The 19264-nt window shown below is 68.2% G+C and carries 18 protein-coding genes and 1 pseudogene; 14 read left to right on the forward strand and 5 right to left on the reverse strand.

Annotated elements, in window-relative coordinates:
* Window positions 1–138 precede the first annotated feature (138 nt).
* Window positions 139–1467: pseudogene (gene ligD / locus AJAP_RS07030) on the forward strand (non-homologous end-joining DNA ligase); the annotation flags it as partial.
* 105 nt (window positions 1468–1572) lie between these two features.
* Here the strand turns inward: ligD and AJAP_RS07035 are convergent.
* Together AJAP_RS07035 and AJAP_RS07040 are read right to left on the reverse strand one after the other, a co-directional pair.
* Window positions 1573–3039: a pentapeptide repeat-containing protein gene (locus AJAP_RS07035; RefSeq protein WP_228694879.1), complete on the reverse strand. Its 1467-nt coding sequence runs from the start codon at window positions 3037–3039 to the stop codon at window positions 1573–1575.
* Between the two features lie 153 nt (window positions 3040–3192).
* Window positions 3193–3384 (reverse strand): hypothetical protein, encoded by a 192-nt coding sequence (locus AJAP_RS07040; protein WP_038509108.1) that lies wholly within the window; start codon window positions 3382–3384, stop codon window positions 3193–3195.
* A gap of 238 nt (window positions 3385–3622) precedes the next feature.
* Between AJAP_RS07040 and AJAP_RS07045 the strand changes: the two genes are divergently transcribed.
* The 10 genes from AJAP_RS07045 (at window position 3623) to AJAP_RS43560 (ending at window position 15329) form a co-directional block, all read left to right on the forward strand.
* A complete protein-coding gene (locus AJAP_RS07045; protein WP_038509109.1) occupies window positions 3623–6946 on the forward strand; it encodes an error-prone DNA polymerase in 3324 nt (1107 codons plus the stop codon).
* A complete protein-coding gene (locus tag AJAP_RS07050; RefSeq protein ID WP_038509111.1) occupies window positions 6943–7560 on the forward strand; it encodes a GNAT family protein in 618 nt (205 codons plus the stop codon). Before AJAP_RS07045 ends, AJAP_RS07050 begins: the two co-directional genes overlap by 4 nt.
* A 188-nt stretch (window positions 7561–7748) precedes the next feature.
* Entirely contained in the window at window positions 7749–8111 is a 363-nt protein-coding gene (locus tag AJAP_RS07055) for an ArsR/SmtB family transcription factor (protein WP_038509113.1), read from the forward strand.
* A complete protein-coding gene (locus AJAP_RS07060) occupies window positions 8108–10168 on the forward strand; it encodes a heavy metal translocating P-type ATPase (protein ID WP_063777794.1) in 2061 nt (686 codons plus the stop codon). Before AJAP_RS07055 ends, AJAP_RS07060 begins: the two co-directional genes overlap by 4 nt.
* A 120-nt stretch (window positions 10169–10288) precedes the next feature.
* Window positions 10289–10459: a hypothetical protein gene (locus AJAP_RS07065; protein ID WP_158509784.1), complete on the forward strand. Its 171-nt coding sequence runs from the start codon at window positions 10289–10291 to the stop codon at window positions 10457–10459.
* 572 nt (window positions 10460–11031) lie between these two features.
* Window positions 11032–11736, forward strand: coding sequence for a DUF169 domain-containing protein (locus AJAP_RS07070; protein WP_038509116.1), 705 nt, complete (start codon window positions 11032–11034; stop codon window positions 11734–11736).
* 184 nt (window positions 11737–11920) lie between these two features.
* On the forward strand, window positions 11921–12340 hold the full coding sequence (locus AJAP_RS07075; RefSeq protein ID WP_202965560.1) for an ArsR/SmtB family transcription factor: 420 nt from the start codon (window positions 11921–11923) through the stop codon (window positions 12338–12340).
* 30 nt (window positions 12341–12370) lie between these two features.
* A complete protein-coding gene (locus AJAP_RS43555; RefSeq protein WP_148311468.1) occupies window positions 12371–12553 on the forward strand; it encodes a hypothetical protein in 183 nt (60 codons plus the stop codon).
* Window positions 12550–14832 carry a peptidase domain-containing ABC transporter gene (locus tag AJAP_RS07085; RefSeq protein WP_158509785.1) on the forward strand — a complete coding sequence of 761 codons (2283 nt, stop codon included), beginning with the start codon at window positions 12550–12552 and terminating at the stop codon, window positions 14830–14832. The genes AJAP_RS43555 and AJAP_RS07085 overlap by 4 nt, the downstream gene beginning before the upstream one ends.
* A gap of 371 nt (window positions 14833–15203) precedes the next feature.
* Complete coding sequence (locus AJAP_RS43560; RefSeq protein ID WP_125797333.1) at window positions 15204–15329, forward strand: bacteriocin; 126 nt, start codon at window positions 15204–15206, stop codon at window positions 15327–15329.
* Window positions 15330–15483: 154 nt separating this feature from the next.
* Here AJAP_RS43560 and merB read toward each other — a convergent pair whose 3' ends face one another.
* The gene (gene merB, locus AJAP_RS07090) at window positions 15484–16383 is read right to left on the reverse strand and encodes an alkylmercury lyase family protein (protein WP_051972368.1); all 900 of its coding nucleotides are present in this window, start codon (window positions 16381–16383) and stop codon (window positions 15484–15486) included.
* Between the two features lie 143 nt (window positions 16384–16526).
* On the opposite strand from merB, the gene AJAP_RS07095 reads away from it, so the two are divergent.
* Window positions 16527–16922, forward strand: coding sequence for a heavy metal-responsive transcriptional regulator (locus tag AJAP_RS07095; RefSeq protein WP_038509121.1), 396 nt, complete (start codon window positions 16527–16529; stop codon window positions 16920–16922).
* A gap of 131 nt (window positions 16923–17053) precedes the next feature.
* Here the strand turns inward: AJAP_RS07095 and AJAP_RS07100 are convergent, their stop codons facing one another.
* On the reverse strand, window positions 17054–17593 hold the full coding sequence (locus tag AJAP_RS07100; protein ID WP_038509122.1) for a DinB family protein: 540 nt from the start codon (window positions 17591–17593) through the stop codon (window positions 17054–17056).
* Between the two features lie 41 nt (window positions 17594–17634).
* Window positions 17635–18045, reverse strand: coding sequence for an ArsR/SmtB family transcription factor (locus AJAP_RS07105; protein WP_063777795.1), 411 nt, complete (start codon window positions 18043–18045; stop codon window positions 17635–17637).
* A 124-nt stretch (window positions 18046–18169) separates the two neighbouring features.
* On the opposite strand from AJAP_RS07105, the gene AJAP_RS44710 reads away from it, so the two are divergent.
* Complete coding sequence (locus AJAP_RS44710; protein ID WP_038509124.1) at window positions 18170–18811, forward strand: arsenate-mycothiol transferase ArsC; 642 nt, start codon at window positions 18170–18172, stop codon at window positions 18809–18811.
* Window positions 18812–18839: 28 nt separating this feature from the next.
* Window positions 18840–19244, forward strand: coding sequence for an arsenate reductase ArsC (locus AJAP_RS07115; RefSeq protein ID WP_038509126.1), 405 nt, complete (start codon window positions 18840–18842; stop codon window positions 19242–19244).
* Window positions 19245–19264: the final 20 nt, after the last annotated feature.

Genomic DNA, 19264 nt, shown 5'->3' on the forward strand with positions numbered 1-19264 from the left:
GCTTGAGCTGACCAGCGATCGTCCGAACAGACAGCCCGCCCGACATGCCGTCTCCTATCCGCACAAGCTGCACGACCTGACACCTCGACGGTAGGTGTAGGTGCATTCGACGCGTTCTGACATGGCGCCCTACCAGCACCCGGGCAGGGACGGCTGGACGGGCTGATGGGCGGGCTCCTGCTCGGTGCCCACGACCCGGATAGCGGCGACCTGGTCTACATCGGTGACGTCGGCACCGGCTTCACCGAAGCCGAACGAGCCCGCTTGCAGGCCCGGCTCGACGTCCTCGAGCGGAAGCGGCATCCCTTCGCCGAGACACCACCCAGGGCCGACACCGCGAGGGCGCAGTGGGTGGAGCCGGAGTTGGTGGGCGAGGTGGTGTTCCGGCAGTTCACCCGCGGCGCCGGCCGCCTGCGGCACACCGCGTGGCGCGGACTGCGCGACGACAAGAAGCCCGCCGACGTCCTGGCCCCGCAACGACGCGAGCCCGCCTCTGCCCGAAAGACCACGCGTGAGCATGCGCAAGGTGAACCGGTGGCCGAGGAACGGCCCACGGCTTCACCGGGGGCGAAGGTCACCGTCCAAGCCGGTGACCGGAGACTCGTTCTGTCCAATTTGGACAAACCCTTGTATCCGGACGGATTCACCAAAGGCGAGGTGATCAACTACTACTCGCGTATCGTCCCGGTGCTGCTGCCGCATCTGGCCGGGCGTCCGGTGACGTTCATCCGCTTCCCGGACGGTGTCGGCGGTGAACAGTTCTTCGAGAAGAACGTCCCGCACAGCGCGCCGTCGTGGCTGCCGACCGTCCGGATCGCCCGCAGCGGCAGCCGGGGCTCGACAGAGCCGATCACGTACGCGTTACTGGACGAACTCGCCGCCGTGGTGTGGGCGGCGAACATGGCCGCGCTCGAACTCCATGTTCCACAATGGACCGTCGACAGCGACGGCACGCGCCGCCCGCCGGACCGGCTGGTGTTCGACCTCGACCCCGGGCCGGGAACCTCGATCGTGCACTGCTGCCGCGTCGCCGAACGACTGCACGACGCCCTGACAGACGACGGGTTGACCGCGTGGGCGAAGACGTCCGGCTCGAAAGGCATGCAGCTCTACTGCGCCATCACCACCGACGCCCCTGCCGCCCCGTCGGCGTACGCGAAGAAACTCGCCCAACGCCTGGCCCGAGAGACACCGGACCGGGTGACCGCGGTGATGGCCAAAGCCCAGCGGACCGGGCGGGTGTTCATCGACTGGTCCCAGAACAACCCCGCCAAGACCACCGTCGCCCCGTACTCGCTGCGCGGCCGCGACCACCCCACCGTCTCCACCCCGATCACCTGGGACGAAGTCCGCGCCTGCCGCCGCCCAGCACAGCTGGTGTTCACCGCCGACGACGTCCTCGACCGCGTCGACGAACACGGAGACCTCCTCGGCAACCTCGACGCCACACGAGCAGCTCTCCCGTAGTGCTCGACCGTCCGGGACGGACAGCGTTGCCGTCAACTGGTCAGAGCGACTGAACGAACCCTGTGGTCGGCCGACCATCGCTGTCCGAACACTGTGGAGTCAGCCCTAGTTGGTGGGGTCGTCGTTCTTGTGGGGAAGGAGGGCAGTGGGGTGAAATTGCGTGCCGTCCACCGTTGCCTTGTCGAACGAGCTTTTACCGTTGAAGGTCACCGCGTTGAACTGGGGTGCGCCGGTGAAGCGTGCCTCACGGAACCAGGCGCCGCTGCCGAAAGTTGCCCCGTCGTACAAGACGTCGTCGGCGAAGGTCGCTAGGTCGAAACTGGCATCGCTGGTGAAGGCTGCCTTGGTGAACCATGCCTTGTCAGTGAAGGTGACCTTGTCGAACTTGACGAACCTGTTGAAGACCGCCTGGTCGAACTGCGCGGGACCGGTAAATGTCGCTTCTTCGAACCTGGTGTAGGTGTTGAAGGCCGTCTTGTAGAACACGGCCTTGCCGGCGAAGGTCGCCCTGACGAACCTGGCATCGCCGTGGAAGGTCGCCCTGTCGAACATGACGCCGCGACGGAAGGTCGTCTTGTTGAACCAGCCGTTGAGGCTGAAGGTCGCCTCGTCGAACCACGCGCCGCCGGTGAAAGTCGTCCCCTCGAACCGGGCGTTGCGTGTGAAGGTTGCCTTGGTGAACAGGGTGGCGCCGGTGAAGGTCGCGTGGTCGAAGCTGGCGGTTCCGGTGAAGGTCGCTTTACGGAATGTGCTGGTTCCGGCCCGAGCGCCGGTCAAGGTGAAGTCGATGAGTTGGGCGCCCGTGAGGTCAAGGTCGAGTTCGCCCCAGTAGCTGGAGCTGCGGCGGGGGTTGAGATGGTCTTTGAGGAGGCGTTGGGCGGTAAGCCGGACTTCGCGTTCCTGCGTGCGCTCGCGGTAGTTGTCGACGTCATTGATGCCGCCACGGTCGTCAGGCTCCGCCTCGACCGGAGGTTCGTACGGCATGCGCAGGTAGGCGCAGAGGACGTTGACGATGGTCTGGCGCTGGGTCTCGTTGTCCTGGGCGAGGCGTTCGAGTGCGTAAAGGCCGCTGAGCCGCACCGGGGCTTTCTCGGAGCCGAGTAGCTCGGCGGCTTTGAGGTAGAGGTCGGTGATCCGGCGCGCGGTCGCGTCTGAGCGAGCATCGTCGGCGACCCGTTCCTGATGTGCTCGGTTGGCGGCGGCGTCGGCTTGCTGGTGTGCGAGGACTTCGTATTGCTGGGCGAGGGCGCGTTCGCGGTTGTCGAGGTCGGCTTCGGTGGAGTGCTGGCGGCGCCAAGCGAGGTAGAGGGCGACCACGCCGCCGCTGCCGACGCCGATGCTAAGCCCGATTTTCAGAGCATCGAGGCGGGCCTTCACCAGATCGGCGCCGGTGAGCCCGGCGGTGGCCGGCCACCACAGCACAGTCACCGCACCCGCGGTCAGGACCCCGATCACCAACGCGGTCCACCACATCGCGGCCCGGGTCAGCTCGGGCAGCCGCTTTACCGACGAAGGGGTCGGACTCGGCGGTGTCGGGGGGCTGGCGGCTCCCTGCCGCGCATCGTCGGTCATGACCTTCATCGTTGCGTACTCAGGTGAGAACGTCTCAAGGACGCGCAAACGGAGCCCGTGGTCGCCCGAGCTGGAGTCGCGAACTTAGCGAGGCTGGTCGACGTGGCACAGATCAGCTTGCGCTACTTGGTAGATCTCCTCGCGGAGCGAGGGCTAACTCACCACTTCAATCCAGGTGGGCATGCTGCGCAATGTCGAGGCTGCGACGAGGGCGGGGCGGGGGGTGCCGTCGAAGGGCTGGTAGTAGGTGGTGTCGTCGGGCAGGACGTACCAGCGGCCACCGCCGAGGGTGGGCTTGTCGGCGGCTTCGTACACGGTCGCGCCGGTCAGGTCGGGTTCGTCCACCGTGCCTCCCAGGTCACTCTTACGGCCTAGCGTGTTATCAAGTCGAGTCAACCATGCCAGTCCCTGCACATGGTTCACTGGTCGGGGTGGTGTCGGGTCCACTACCTGGTGTTATGTCAAGCACAGGGCTTGACGGGAGCAAGTTCGGCGTTCAGGATCGTCGACAGAGTTCGTGCGTATGTTCGAGTGTTTGTCGCTGGCTTCCCCCCCACGGCAGAGCGTGTGGTGTGGAGCTGGTGTGGCGTTCAACAATCCTGCTGTCCCGTGGCGTGAGATCCAGCGGGTCGCGTCCGGTCGTCCTCGTGTGGAGGGTGACGGGAACGATTCGCCGGCGTGGTCGCGTAAGCGAGAGGGTTACGCGGGGCCGCCGGTGGATCTACGGGTCCGCGAGGGAGACGACGACGGCGGCGCGGTGCCGCGAGTTCCGTACGCGGAGTTGCACGCGCATTCGAACTTCAGCTTCCTCGACGGCGCCAGCCACCCCGAAGAGCTGGTCGAGGAGGCCGCCCGCCAGGGCCTGGACGCGATCTTCCTGACCGATCACGACGGCATGTACGGGGCAGTGCGGTTCAACGAGGCCGCCCGCGAGCTCGGGGTCCGCGTCGGGTTCGGCGCGGAGCTGTCGCTGGATCTGCCCGCACCGCAAAACGGCGTCGCGGACCCGAGCGGCGCGCACCTGCTGGTGCTGGCCCGCGGCCTCGAGGGCTACCGCCGCTTATGCCGGGTGATCTCCCGCGCGCAGCTCGCGGGCGGGGAGAAGGGCCGCCCGGTCTACGACGAGACCGCGCTGGTCGATGACCTGGCGGGGCACGTGCTGGTGCTGACCGGCTGCCGAAAAGGCAGGATCCGCCGCGCCCTCGCCGCCGACGACAAGATCACCGCGATGTCGGAGCTGATGTCCCTGGCGGACAAGTTCGGACGCCACAACGTGGCGGTGGAACTGATCGATCACAGCCTGCCGCTCGACTCCACCTACAACGACACCCTGGCCTCGATGGCGGAAGCGGTCGGCGTGGTGACGGTGGCGACGAACAACGTCCACTACGCCCACCCCGGCCGGGGCCCGCTCGGCGACGCCGTGGCCGCGGTCCGCGCCCGCCGGTCGCTCGATGACATGGAGGGCTGGCTGTCGGCAGCGCACATGGCGTTCGTGCGCTCGGGCGCCGAGCAGGCCGAGTTCTTCGCCCGGTATCCCGGCGCGGTCACCCGCGCCGCCCTGCTCGGCGTCGAATGCGCCTTCGACCTCAACCTCGTCGCACCCGACTTGCCGCCGTTCCCGGTCCCGGCCGGGCATGACGAGATGTCGTTCCTGCGGGAGCTGACCTGGGCGGGTGCGGCGAAACGCTACGGGCACCGCGAGGACTATCCGAAGGCCTACGCCCAGCTCGACCACGAACTGAACATCATCGAGAAGCTCGGGTTTCCGGGGTATTTCCTGGTGGTGTGGGACATCGTCCGGTTCTGCCGCGACGCCAACATCTTGTGCCAGGGCCGGGGATCGGCGGCGAACTCCGCGGTCTGCTACGCGCTGGAGATCTGCCATGCCGACCCGGTGAAGTGGGGGCTGCTGTTCGAGCGGTTCCTGGCGCCGGAGCGGGACGGGCCGCCGGACATCGACATCGACATCGAGTCCGACCGCCGCGAAGAGGCGATCCAGTACGTCTACGACAAACACGGCCGCTTCCATGCGGCGCAGGTGGCGAACGTGATCACCTACCGGGCGCCGTCGGCGATCCGGGACGCCGCCAAAGCCTTAGGTTTCAGCCCCGGCCAGCAGGACGCCTACAGCAAGATCGTCAACCGCTGGGCCGGAGTGAAGAAAACCAGCGAGGAGGCCGCGGGGGAGATCCCGCCGGAGATCCTCGAGCTCGCCGACGCCCTCGAAGACTTCCCCCGGCACCTGGGGATCCACTCCGGTGGGATGGTGATCTCGAAGGAGCCGGTGTCGGAGGTGGTGCCGGTCGAGTGGGCCCGCATGCCCGGCCGGTCGGTGTTGCAGTGGGACAAGGACGACTGCGCCGCCGTCGGGCTGGTGAAGTTCGACCTGCTCGGCCTCGGCATGCTCTCGGCGCTGCACTACATGATCGACCTCATCGCCGAACACCACGGGGAGACGGTCGACATCGGCACGCTCGACCTCGCCGACCCCAAGGTCTACGACATGCTGTGCGCCGCCGATGCGATCGGGGTATTCCAAGTGGAGTCCCGGGCGCAGCTGGCGACGCTGCCGCGGTTGCGGCCGCGGAAGTTCTACGACCTCGTCGTCGAAGTCGCCCTGATCCGGCCCGGCCCGATCCAGGGCGGTTCCGTCCACCCCTACATCGCGCGTCGCCGCGGCGAGGAAACCTGGAAACACAAGCATCCTCTGCTGGCGCGGAGTCTCGATAGGACACTCGGGGTGCCGTTGTTCCAGGAGCAGGTCATGCAGATGGCCGTCGACGTCGCGAGCTTCACCCCGGCCGAGGCGGATCTGTTGCGGCGGGCGATGGGATCGAAACGCTCCAGCGCCAAAATGCAGAAACTCGCCAAAAGGTTCTTCGACGGTGCCGCGGCGAACAGCGTCGACCGCGACACCGCCGTGTCCGTGTTCGAGCAGATCCACGCCTTCTCCGGCTACGGCTTCCCCGAAGCCCACTCCATGTCCTTCGCCCTGCTCGTCTACGCCTCCGCGCATCTCAAGTACTACTGGCCGGCGGCGTTCTGCGCGGGCCTGCTGCGGGCGCAGCCGATGGGGTTCTACTCACCGCAATCGCTGGTCGCCGACGCCCGCCGCCACGGCGTCATCGTGCGCGAGCCGGACATCAACGCCAGCCTCACCCACGCCACCCTCGAACCCGAACTCGAAAGCACAGGCGGCCACGCCATCCGCCTCGGCCTCGCCGCGATCAGGAACGTCGGCGACAACGCCGCCGAAGCGATCGTCACCGAACGCCAAGCCAACGGCCCGTACACCAGCATCGGTGAATTGACCGAACGCGTGCGGCTGAAGAAGCCCGCGATCGAGGCGCTGGCCACCGCCGGTGCGTTCACCAGCCTCGGCCCCGAGCGACGCCAAGCACTCTGGGCCGCCGGTGCTGCGGCCACCACCCGGCCCGAACACCTCCCCGGTCTCGCGCCCGGCCTGGACGCCCCGGCGCTGCCGGGGATGACGCGGTTCGAGGTCACCGCCGCCGACCTGTGGGCCACCGGCATCTCACCCGGCTCCCACCCCGTCGAATACCTCCGGACCTGGCTCACCGAACACGGCGCCATCAGCGCCGCCCAGCTCGGCCAGGCCGAAGACGGGGCACGGGTGTGGATCGGGGGAGCAGTCACCCACCGGCAACGCCCCGCGACCGCCGGCGGGATCACCTTCTTCAACCTCGAGGACGAGACCGGCATGGCCAATATCCTCGTCTCCCCGGGACTGTTTCACCGGAGCAGGAAGGTATTGCTGGCGACCAACGCGTTGTTGATCCGCGGAATCGCTCAGGTGACCGAGGGAACGTGCACGGTGGTCGCGGACCAGGTGCAGCCGTTGGACCTGCAAGGCCTGGCGTCAAAGTCGCGTGACTTCCGGTGACCGGAGCGAACCGGGAATGGCGAACGCTGGAAGTCCCGATCCGGCCGGGCACGGGCACCCCGAAACGATGTCCGTGGGGCCATGAGCTCGCGGTCGGTGGTGTGCGGCAGGGCTGGTCGCAGGACTACCGGGCGCCGGAATGGCTATGCGAGGCCTGCCACGCATTGACCGGTGTCGGCGGAGTCTGGGCGGTGATCGACACCGCCGTCGAGCGGCAGGTTATGGAAACCGGGGTGGACGAGTACGGCCTGCGCCTGGTCGTCCTGCCGCCACCGGTGTCCGCCGGGATCGGCGTCATCCAGCTTCGCTTAGGGCACACGGTCTTCGGTGAAGTGCGGCTATCGCTGTGTCCGGTCGACCGGCGCGCGATCCTCGTCCATGTCGAGGTCGAGGAGAAGCACCGTAGGCGTGGGGCGGGCCGAGCGCTGGTGAGCGCCGCCAGGGAGCGGGGCGCCAGGTTCGACTGGTCGATGCTGCCCATCGGGCGCGACCCGGTCGCTGTGGCGTTCTGGGCCCGGGTCGGAGCGGTCGGTCCGGCGAGTCCGCATCCGTGCACGCACCAGGTCGAGGCGAAAGTGGTTCCCGCCGAGGCGCGATGGATGAAGTGGTGGTGATCGGAAGTCGTGGCTGAAGCAGGCAGCCGGTGCGGGTCAGGCTGCAGCTCGCCACCGCTCGTCATGCCGATATGGCTCAGGCGGCGGTTGCGTACGGCTGCGTGCGGGCAGGTGACCGCTGCTCCGCTGATGTCTTTCGCGAAACGGCATGCTTGCCCGAACATATCAACGGGCGTTAGATTGAGAGAGTGAGTGACGATGCCTGCGAACTGCTCTGTATCGACTTCGACCACGCTGAGTCCCTGCGGACCGCGCTGCCGGACGAGGACCTGCTCGCCCGCCGGGCCGAGCGGCTGCGGGCGCTGGGGGAGCCGACCCGGCTGCGGATCGCGCACGCGCTGCATGTCGGTGACGAGCTGTGCGTGTGCGACCTGGCGTGGATCGTCGGGGCGTCGAAGGGCCTGGTGTCCCATCATCTGAGGCTGCTGCGAGCGGCGGGGCTGGTCGCCTCGCGCCGTGAGGGGAAGCTGGTCATGTACCGGCTCAGCGCCGATGGCTCTGGGCTGCTGGCCGCCGTTAGGAGCCTGGAGGCGCAGGTGTACCCGGCATGAGTGACATCTGCTGCGGCCCCGGCGACGAGCACGGCCACGACGACGAACACGAGGCGCCGCAACGGTTGTGGCGGGTCCGCGAGATCCAGCTCGCTGGTCTCGCCGCCGTGTTCCTGGTCGCCGGGTTCCTCGCCGGCTGGCTGGGCTCCGTGTCCGGGGGTATCGCGCTGCATCTGGCCGCGGCCGCGGTCGGGGGCTGGACGTTCGTCCCCGGAACGCTGAAAGCGCTGTGGCGCAGGCGGATCGGGGTCGGGACCCTGATGACCATCGCCCTGGCCGGGGCGTTGATCCTGGGCCAGTTCGCCGAGGCGGCGATGCTGGCGTTCCTGTTCTCCATCAGCGAGGCGCTGGAGGACCACTCCCTGGCCCGCACCCGCCGCGGACTGCGTGCGCTGCTGGCCCTCGTTCCGGACACCGTCACCGTGGTCCGGGCCGGGATCCAGTCCGCGATCAGCCCGGAGAATTTGCGCGTCGGGGACCGGATGCTGGTGCGCGCAGGGGAACGGATCCCCAGCGACGGCGTGGTCCGTGACGGCCGGTCCAGTGTGGACACCTCGGCCATCACCGGCGAATCCGTGCCGGTCGAGGTCGGACCCGGCGGCGAGGTGTTCGCCGGCGCGATCAACGGCACCGGTGTCCTCACCGTCGAGGCCACGGCCACGGTCGCGGACAACTCGCTGGCCAAGGTCGTGCGGGTCGTCGAGGACGCCCAGCAGCGCAAGGGCGCCCGGCAGCGGCTCGCCGACCGGATAGCCCGGCCGCTGGTGCCCGCGGTCATGGTGCTCGCCACCGCGATCGCCGGTCTCGGCGCCCTGCTCGACGAGCCCGCGACCTGGATCGAGCGCGCGCTCGTGGTGCTCGTCGCCGCCGCACCGTGCGCGCTCGCGATCTCCGTACCGGTCACCGTGATCTCCGCGGTCGGCGCCGCCAGCCGCCTCGGGCTTTTGGTCAAGGGCGGTGCCGCGCTGGAAACCCTCGGCGCGGTCCGCGTCGTCGCGCTCGACAAGACCGGCACCCTCACCCGCAACAACCCGGCCGTCACCGAGATCATCCCCGTCGACGGCGTCACCTCCGAGCGGGTGTTGCGGGTCGCGGCCGCGCTGGAAGCACACAGCGAACACCCGCTCGCCGCCGCGATCCTCGCCGCCGCCCCCGCACCCGTCCCGGCCGACGCGGTCACCACCGTCCCCGGCGCCGGGGTGGAAGGCCTCGTCAACGGCACCCCGGCCCGGCTCGGCAAACCCGGCTGGATCACCGCGCCCGCCCTCGACGCCGACATCACGCGGCTGCAGGAGAACGGCACCACCGTGGCCGTCATCGAGCACGACGGCGTTGTCCTCGGTCTGATCGGCATCCGCGACGAACTCCGCCCAGAGGCCCCGGAGATCGTCGCCGAGCTGCGCGACGCGGGCATCGAGGTCGCGATGCTCACCGGCGACAACACCCGGACCGCCGCCGCACTGGCCGCTCAGGCCGGGATCGCGGATGTCCACGCCGAACTCAAACCCACAGACAAAGCCGCCCTCATCACCCGCCTCCAAGCAAGCAACCGTGGTGGGGTGGCGATGATCGGCGACGGCGTCAACGACGCCCCCGCGCTCGCCACTGCCGACGTCGGCATCGCCATGGGCGCCATGGGAAGCGACGTCGCCATCGAGACCGCCGACGTCGCGTTCATGGGCACCGACCTGCGGCACCTGCCTCAGGCCCTGCGTCACGCCCGCCGCGCGCGGACGATCATGCTGCAGAACATCGGGCTCTCCGCGCTGATCGTCCTCACCCTCGTTCCGCTCGCCGCGTTCGGGATCCTCGGCCTCGCCACCGTCGTGTTCATCCACGAAGTCGCCGAAGTCTTCGTCATCGGCAACGGCGTCCGCGCCGGCCGCCTGCGCGCACTGCGCGGCGCGCCCGCACCGGAACCCGTTGTCGTGCAACGAATCCCCGCTGTCCCGCAAGCGGGGGAAGACGGCTGCTCCTGCTGCGCCGAACCGCCGATCGTCCCCGCAAGACGCCCCAACCTGCTCGACCTACGACCACCCGCCCGGCGCGACACCTGACGGCACCCCGACCCGAACACGATCCCTGAGACGAGTAGGGATCCGCGAACATGGCCGCTCGCGCTGGGTTTGTCACTGCTGTGCCCGCTGACCGCGTTCGGCCTGCGTACCAACACCGAATTGTCGGCCTTCTTGCTTGCCGTCGGTGTCGGCGCTATCGCCCAGGTCGTCATCCAGATCGTGCCCTCCCTGCGCGACAAGGACGGGCGTCTGCTCGAACCCGCCACTGTCGGCGGCGTCGCAGTAGGTCTTCCGACGATGTTCCTCACCGGATCACTGGTCACCGCCTAGACGGGGCGAGGGCGGCAAGGCCGCGACCTTGAGTAAGTGGTTGAACGTCCGGTATGACGGTCCGAGCAGGCAGGCGTTCGCGGCGAGTGGGTGTGTGCTTCCGGTTGTCATGATTCAATCTGCCTCAAACATCCGCAGTATGCGAGGGTAAAGGGCGCAGTATTCGTAGAGATCCGCCGGAGTCGCCTTAATCAGGCGGTATCGAGCGGGCTGGTCGACTGGATCAACGTTGCACCCGAGTGGACGACGCGGTGTCGGCTCAACGGGGGGCACCATTTATCGGCTACCCGGTCCGTGGATTCTTTTCTTGATCATCGCGGCCCGAGGTCCGGGGTTGGTAGTGCACAGTTCGAGGGGTGGGGTGACTAAGTCGTGGCTCGTACCGCAACGACGTATGTCGAACGCTCCTTTTCTCGTCTCGTCGAAGGCGAGTCTGCGCACTATTTCTCGGCCGGCACGAAGGAAATCTGGGAACACTGTATTGCTGGGCTGCCGTCATATCGCGCAGAAGGAGAGACGTCGGCCTGGTGGTCGGGTTCCGCCACCATCAGATGACCAGTGAAAGGCCCATAATGGAGCATGCTCACGCTGCTGCACGAATTACGGAACTGCTTTCGGCGGATCTGCCGCCGGTGGCGTTGACGTTCACCGACGGTCCACCAGACGGTGTCGCGGTGTCGGCGGAAGCCGTTCCCTCGAGTTGTAACTTCTGGCGGGTCGCGGAGAAGGGGGTATTTTACGCCTCCGCCGAGCGGCACTTCAACTGCCCGGTCGGGGCGATGGTGATGGGTTTCGAGCTGCCCGAGGCAACAGGGGAGCAGCTCGGCGGCCTCGTGCAGTCGATGTGCGACGCCCGGTATCTGGATCCTGACGAGGCGGCCAACATCCCCTCGGTGGGAAAGAAGAGCACGGGGATCGTGTACGGCCCGCTGGCGGAGTTTCCCGTCGAACCCGACCTGATCCTGCTGTGGCTGACGCCGGCGCAGGCGATGATCTACAACGAGGCCGCAGGAAACGCCAAGTGGACCGCGTCCCCGATGGACGTCTCGGGCCGGCCCGGTTGTGCGGCGCTGCCGCTGGCGCTGAAGAACCAGACACCGCGGATGGCTCTGGGCTGTATCGGCATGCGGACGTTCACCGACATCGCCGATGACCGCATCCTCGCCGTGCTGCCCGGCGGCAAGGCGGAGGAGTTCGTGGTGGCGCTGGAGACCACGGTGACCGCCAACGCCGAGATGAAGAAGTTCTACGAGACCGCGAAGGCCAGCTTCCTGTGAGCCTGACCGTTCCTTGGTGATGTGCGTCGCGACAGCCCCTGCCGCCGGTGGTTGGACCATTCCGGTGGCAGGGGTTGTGTGCTGAACCACGGGCCTCGTACGGTCGAACACATCGAAGAACCTGGATCTAGTACATCGAGGTCACTCGATGTAGGGGGCTGATGTGACTCAAAGGGAGCGGACCGTGGTGGTCACCCCGTCCGAGGCCGAGTGTGCCCCGATCCCACCGTCGGGAGTGCCGCTGTGCAGCGTTCCCTTGACGACGCCGCGGCTGCCCGTCGATGAGGCCAAGCAGATCTCCGTGCTGTTCAAGGCCCTCGGGCACCCGCATCGGGTGCAGCTGATAAACCTGCTGGCCCGCCAAAGCACTCCAGTATGCGTCTACGACATCACCATCGCGATGGACCTCGCGCAATCCACCGTGAGCCACCACCTCAAGCAACTCGTCTCGGCCGGGCTGCTGCGCCGGGAGCAACGCGGGATCTGGGCCTACTACTCGGTCGACCACGCAGCCACGGCGCACTTGTCCGCGGTGATCGACCTGGATGTCGCACCGCAGCGGAACGAACTCGACACGGCGGATACGGCCGCCCCAAGAGCCTGAACGATCTTGGCAGTGCTGGGGAGGGAACCGTTGGGGGAGAACAAGAAACGCACCGTGTTCACCGATGAAGGCGCCCGGGTGCTCACGGGTCGTGAACGCGACATCCTCCCGCCCGCCGTGCGGACGAGGGCGCTGCGGTCGCTGTGGGTGTTGCTGATGGTCGCCGCGGCCTGCCTCGGAGTTCTGGCGATCCTGATCGGGCGGCTGCTGTGACACGCACGGGATCCCTTACCCGGCCGCGCAGCCGGGTACCGCTGGTGCTGCAGTCCAGCAACGCCGAATGCGGTCTCGCGTGCTTGTCGATGATCCTGGGCTATCACCGGCGGCCCACTCCGGTGCGGGAACTGCGCGAGCTGAGCGCCCCGGGGAGAGACGGAGTCAGTGCGGGCGGGCTGCTGCGCGCCGGCCGAGCCTGCGGGCTGCGGATGAAGGGGTACGCCGCCTCACCCGAGGCATTCGGGACCGTCGGGCTGCCCGCGATCGCGCACTGGGAGGGCAACCATTTCGTTGTCGTGGAACGGTTGTCACCACGACGGGTCGACATCGTGGACCCTCGCCGCGGACGTCGGCGCCTGACGTCTGAGGAGTTCCGTAACGGGCTGGGACGGGCGGTGCTCAGCGCTGGGCCCGGCGACGAGTTCGCACCGCGATCGGCGCCCGGGGAGCCGTTCTGGCGCACCTACGCGCGGTCGCTGTGGCAACTGCCCGGCACGGTGGCGCTGCTGTTGCAGGTGCTCGCGGTCAGCATCGTCGCTCAGGCGCTGGTGGTGGCGATGCCGCTGGCCACCCGCACCGTCGTCGACGATCTGCCGGCGTTGCGGTCCACCGAGCTGTTACCGCTGATGGGCATCGGTATCGCGGTGGTCGCCGTGGCGCAGCTGATCACCACCTTGCTCAGATCGTCGCTGCTGGTTCATCTGCAAGGCCGCCTCGACACCGCCGCGCTGCTCGGGTTCAGCGCGCACCTGTTCCGGTTGCCGCTGCGGTTCTTCGAACAGCGCAGCACCGGCGACCTGGTCACCCGCTTCGGCAGCATCGCGATGCTGCGCGACCTGATGACCGGCCAGACCCTCGGATCCTTGCTGGACGCCGTGCTGGTTCTGGGCTACCTCGGTGTGCTGGCCGCCCTCGACCTGCCGGTCGCGCTAGCGGTGCTCGGGGTGCTGGCCGCCGTGGTGGTGCTGCTGATCGCCACGACCCGCTCGGTCCGGGAACGGATGGCCGCGGACCTGGCCACCCAAGCCGAGACCCAGGGGTATCTCGTCGAGTCCCTGGAAGGGATCGCCACCTACAAGGCCGCGGCGGCCGAAGACCGCGCGCTGGGCCGCCTGGGACACCTGCTGTCCGGCTGGATGAGCGCCACCTTGGGCCGGACCTACCTCGCCGCGGTCGTCGACGCCGTCACCACGGCGCTGCGGGTGCTGACACCGCTGCTGGTGCTGTGGCTGTGCGCGACCCGCGTTCTCGCCGGCACCATGACACCCGGCACCATGCTGGCGGTCGCCTGGCTCGCCTCGGCCATCGTGTCCCCGCTGGCGACCGTGGTGGCCAACGGGCAACGCCTGCAACTGGCCGGTGCCCAGCTGCAACGACTCGCCGACGTCCTGGACAGCCCACCCGAGCGCAGCGACCCCGCCGCCGCGGGCCACCGGCTCGACGGCCGGATCGACCTCGAACAGGTCGGCTTCCGCTACGACCTCTACAGCCCGCCCGTCCTGCACGACATCAGCGTCCGTGTCCAGCCCGGTGAGAAGGTCGCCGTCGTCGGTGCCACCGGCTCGGGCAAGACCACCCTCGGCATGGTGCTGCTCGGCCTCTACAGCCCCACCAGCGGCCACATCAGCTTCGACGGCATCGGCGCCGCTGATCTCGATCCCCGCGCGCTGCGCGCGCAGATCGGTGTCGTGCCGCAGGAACCGTTCGTGTTCGCCGGCACCATCGCCGACAACATCACCTTGCGCGACACCACCGTTCCCACCGAGGAGATCGAACGCGCGGCACGGCTGGCGTGCCTGCACGAGGAGATCGCCGCGATGCCGATGGGCTACCGCACCCAGCTCGCCCAACGCGGCAGCGGACTCTCGGGCGGACAACGGCAACGACTCGCTCTCGCCCGCGCCCTCGTGCGCGAACCGCGGATCCTGCTGCTGGACGAGGCCACCAGCCATCTCGACGCGGCCACCGAAGCAAGCATCCACCACAACCTCGCCGGACTGCGCTGCGTGCAGATCGTCATCGCCCATCGGCTCAGCACCGTCCGCGACGCCGATCAGATCCTCGTCCTGCACCACGGCCGCATCGCCGAACACGGCACCCACACCGACTTGCTCGCTCACGGCGAGCACTACGCCCGGCTTGTCGCCGCCCAGATCGACCAGGCACCCAACGGCCGTGGCACCGGCGTCACCGTCGAACCGGTCACTCCGGTTTCCCAGCTCACCGCTCCTGCTGGCGGCGAGAACCACACACCACCAGATACCGGAAGGAGGTGAACCACCATGGAAGACACCATCGTCACGCCCGAACTCACCGAAGCCGAACTCGAGGAGATTCAGGGCGGCCACAACGGCGGCCCGTGCTGCGTCCTGACCGCGGACGGCGGCTGCGGCTGCTGACCCGTTGAGGAGAACCGGGTGGTGGGCGGGCCAGTCGTACCCTGGCCCGCCCACCACCCGGCCATCTCACGCCCGCCACCACAGCGGGCGCAACAGTCATCCTGCCGTGAAACCCGATCGGCCGCGTAACCGTTGTACGCCGGATGCCCGGCGCACGAGCGGGGGGCCACCGGCCTGTCGCGGGTTCTCGACGCTCACGCCACACCCGGCGCTGAGACCGCATCAGCACGCGACAGGAGGTGACACACATGGAGATCACGACTGCCCCGCCGCAGGAACTCACCGAGACCGAACTCGACGAGATCCAGGGCGGCCAGGGCGCGCAGGTATGCGCGAGCAGCGTGGACGGTGACTGCATCTGCAAGCCCGAATAGACGCTGGCGTCCGCGATGACCGCGGACGGATGAACGTGTGGTGAGCGGACCAGTCTTACCCTGGTCCGCTCACCACACCCATCTCACGCCCGCGCGAACAGGCGCAGTACGCATCTTGCCGCGAAACCCGTTCGCACCGCTGACCGAGCCCGGTTCAGGCCAGCAGCGAGCCGAAGATCGCACGCCCCAGCCGGCCCGCCTCGACCACGCCGAGAATCGACCCCTGAACGTCGGGATGTGCCGCGGCCCAGTTCGCGGCGTCAGCGTGACTGGTGAAGAAGTTCAGGTGGTCGCAGCACACCTCCGCGGCCGGCCCCGCGTCACAGCCAGCGCCGACGAAGACCACCGCCGTCGACGGCTCGGCCCCGGGACATCCGCCGCGTACCGTGACGACGACTTCGGCGCCGTCGGGTGTGGTCGAGACGATTTCCGCGTCCGTGGCCAGCATCGCCGGGATCCCGAGAGCGTCGACCGCGCACATCGCGAACACCGGCACACCACCCGCCGGTGTGACCCGATGCCGGGTCGGGAGTGCCGAAAACGGATAAGCGGCCATGATGCACCCGGCCTCGTCCAACCGGAGAAAGTCGCCGCTATGCAACGCGGCCAGCACCTGCGAGACGGTGGTCGAGGACTCCGCGGCCACCCGAGCCAACTCGTCCGTCGTCGGCGGACGCCCCGTCGCGGCGAAGGAACGCATAACCGCCTGCTGAATCGCCCGCTGTCCCCGTTCTTCAGGGGCTAGGCGTCGCTGCCCGTCGACACCCAAGACCTCGCGCAGCCGCGGTGACAGGCTCGCACCCGCCTGGACGAGCGCGGCGACCAAGGCTGCCTTCGATGGCGCAGGCCGCGCCTGGCCGTCCTCGCCACGGAACAGCCGACACGACACACTCGGCTGTGAACCCTGCTCGGCGAACGGGTCGATCCCGTTCACCAGCAGGGTCGGCGACCCACGCATTCCCTCACGTTCGGCCTGCCCCAGGTCGAGGACCTCGCGGTGAATCACCCTGACGCCTTGGCGATCGGCGAGCACGATCCGCAGCAAGTCGTCCATGAGTGCAACATTTGGGCAGCCCGGAACCGACAGTACGACCAATTCCATGACACCCGTCCTCTGTTGCCCTGCACGTGCGGTGAACTCGATGACGACCGTAAACCTTCCCCTCGACTGGAAGGTCAAGGCGTAGAGTCGGCACCATGCGCATCGGCGAACTCGCCCGGACCGCAGCGGTCAGCACCAAGACGATCCGGTATTACGAGCAGGCCGGCCTGCTGCCTGAACCGCCTCGCACCTCCAGCGGCTATCGCGACTACGACCCCGATACCGCGCACCGGCTCGAGTTCATCCGCACCGCCCAGGCCGCAGGACTCTCCCTGACCGAGATCCGGGACATCCTCGCTATCCGAGACACCGGTCAAGCCCCGTGCGACCACGTCGGCGAACTCATCGACCGCCACCTCAGCAACGTCCGCCGCCGCATCGCCGACCTGCGCACGACCGAGCAGGACCTGCACCAGCTCAAAGCACGAGCCAGCACCTACAGATCCGCCTCCTGCACCAGCACCACCGTCTGCGGCATCTTCACCCGCTGAGAATCCAGGAAGAACCGGGTCAGGCCAGCCGTGACGGCGACCCGCCGCGTTGTTCAAGCCACGTTGCAAGGGCGTGCGTGCCGGAGCGGCGGGCGGCGTCGAGCGGGTTCCCACCGCCTCTTGCTAACCGCCTAGATCGGCTCGATCTCGCCATTCCGGTTGGCCATAGTGAGTTGGGTGAGGTGAAACTCGAAATGCTGTGCCGGGAAGCGGTAGACATCGGCGAGGGTCATGTACTCGGTGAAAAAGGGATCCCAGCGTTCGGGGTAGTACATGCCCCGGGCCAGAGCGGCCTCGGTTTCGGTGTCGAGGCGCAGGTGGAGCCGGGCGACGGTCCGGTCGCAGAGATGTTTCATGGCTCGGCGGCTGAGCGTGTTCCCGGCGAACCGAGAGCTGAGGTAGTTGACGGCGTCGAAGGGCCGGGTACCGGCGTTGAGCAGGCGGGCGTAACCGTGGCTGATTGCTGGTGGGAGGCGGCCAAGCAGGCCGACGAGATTCAGCAGGGCGCGCATGATGAGAAAGCCGAGAAGCATGTGGAACAGCAGTTGCCGGTTGGTCCAGCGGGTGCCGTTCGACTGGCGGCGCAGATCGTCGTCGCTCGCCTCGGCGAGAAGCCGCTCGAAGGTGAGGCGAACGCGTTCCCAGTCCTGGTGAACCGCCTGCCGGTCCATGGTCCCAGTGTGCGCCCGGCGGATTCCGTTCCGCTAGGTGTTCAGCACCGCGACGTGTTGTCTGCCTTGGACAAACGGGCGGACCGGTCGGCGAGCGGCCCGCCGGGACGCAGCAGGGTTTCCAAGGTCTCGAGCGGTTCGGGGACGACGGTGTACCAGCTCCAGGTGCCGCGCCGTTCCCGCTCGAGGATGCCCGCAGACACCAGGACGCGCAGGTGATGGCTCAGCGACGGTTGCGGCATGTCGAACTCTTCGGCCAGGTCGCAGAAGCACGCCTCGCCGCCGGGGGAGTACCGCACCAGCGACAACAGGCGGATCCGCACCGGATCTGAGAGGGCCTTGAACAGCTTCGCGGCCGTCTCGGCGTCGGCGGGGTCGACGACCGCGGCAGGCTCGGCCATCAGCAGGGTCACCGGGACCGGCTTTCGGGTGCGGCCGTTCTCGTTCGCCATGTGTCCCTCCTTCGCGCCGGGTGGCTGCGGGGCCGAGCATACCGCTGAATTGACAAACCTCGATCCACGCTATTCAATTGCATCGGCAGACTTCGATCCAGCCGTCCTGTCCAGAGGAGATGCCATGACCCACGCCACGGATGGCCTGCCCGGCCGTGAGGTGCTGGACCAGCTCGACCGGATCACCGACGAGCTGACCGACCGGTTCCATGGAACGTTCGGCCGGGAGACGGTCGAGCACTTCGTCGAGGAGACCTTCCGGCTGCTGGATCGCTCGGCGACGGTCAAGATCTACCTGCCGACGCTGACCGCTCATTTCGCCCGGGAGCGGCTGGTCGACCTTGCCAAGGTCGACGGGCTCACGCTGGTGACCGCGCCGCAGGTGCTGTTCGTGTGCGTGCACAACGTCGGCCGTTCCCAGCTGGCCGCGGCGCTGCTCAACCACCACGCCTTCGGGCATGTGATGGTCCGCTCCGCCGGATCACAGCCCCAGGGCGAGATCCCGCCGGTGATCACCGAGGCGCTGGGGGAGCTGGACATTCAGCTCGCGGGGGCCTTCCCGAAGCCGCTGACCGACGAGGTCGTCCGCGCCGCGGACGTCGTGGTCACGATGGGCTGCGGAGACGCCTGCCCGATCTTTCCCGGCAAGCGGTACCTGGACTGGGACGTGGCCGACCCGATGGGACAGCCGCTGAGCGTGGTCCGCGGCATCCGCGACGACATCGGCCGCCGCGTGCGGCACCTGCTCGACGAACTCATCGACTGACATCCCTGCAAGGAAAGGAAACCGGGTCATGGCCCGCACGCCGGAAGTGCTGTTCGTCTGTGTCCACAACGCTGGCCGCTCCCAGATGGCCGCCGCGTTGTTGCGGCACTACTCGCTCGGCCGGATCGCCGTCCGCTCGGCGGGATCGGAGCCCGCCGAGAAGGTCAACCCGGCCGCCGCGGCCGCGCTCGCCGAATGGGGCCTGGACATCACCGCCGAGGTGCCGAGCAAGCTGTCCACCGAGGACGTCGAGGCCTCCGATGTGGTGATCACCATGGGCTGTGGTGACACGTGCCCGGTGTTCCCCGGCAAGCGGTACCTCGACTGGCCGCTGGAGGACCCTGCCGGGCAGGGCGTGGACGCCGTGCGCCCCATCCGCGACGAGATCGACCGCCGCGTCCGTGGCCTGGTCGCCGAAATCCTCGACGCCTGACCCTTCACCTCCCGCCTTCC

This window comes from Amycolatopsis japonica (assembly GCF_000732925.1).
Lineage (GTDB): Bacteria > Actinomycetota > Actinomycetes > Mycobacteriales > Pseudonocardiaceae > Amycolatopsis > Amycolatopsis japonica.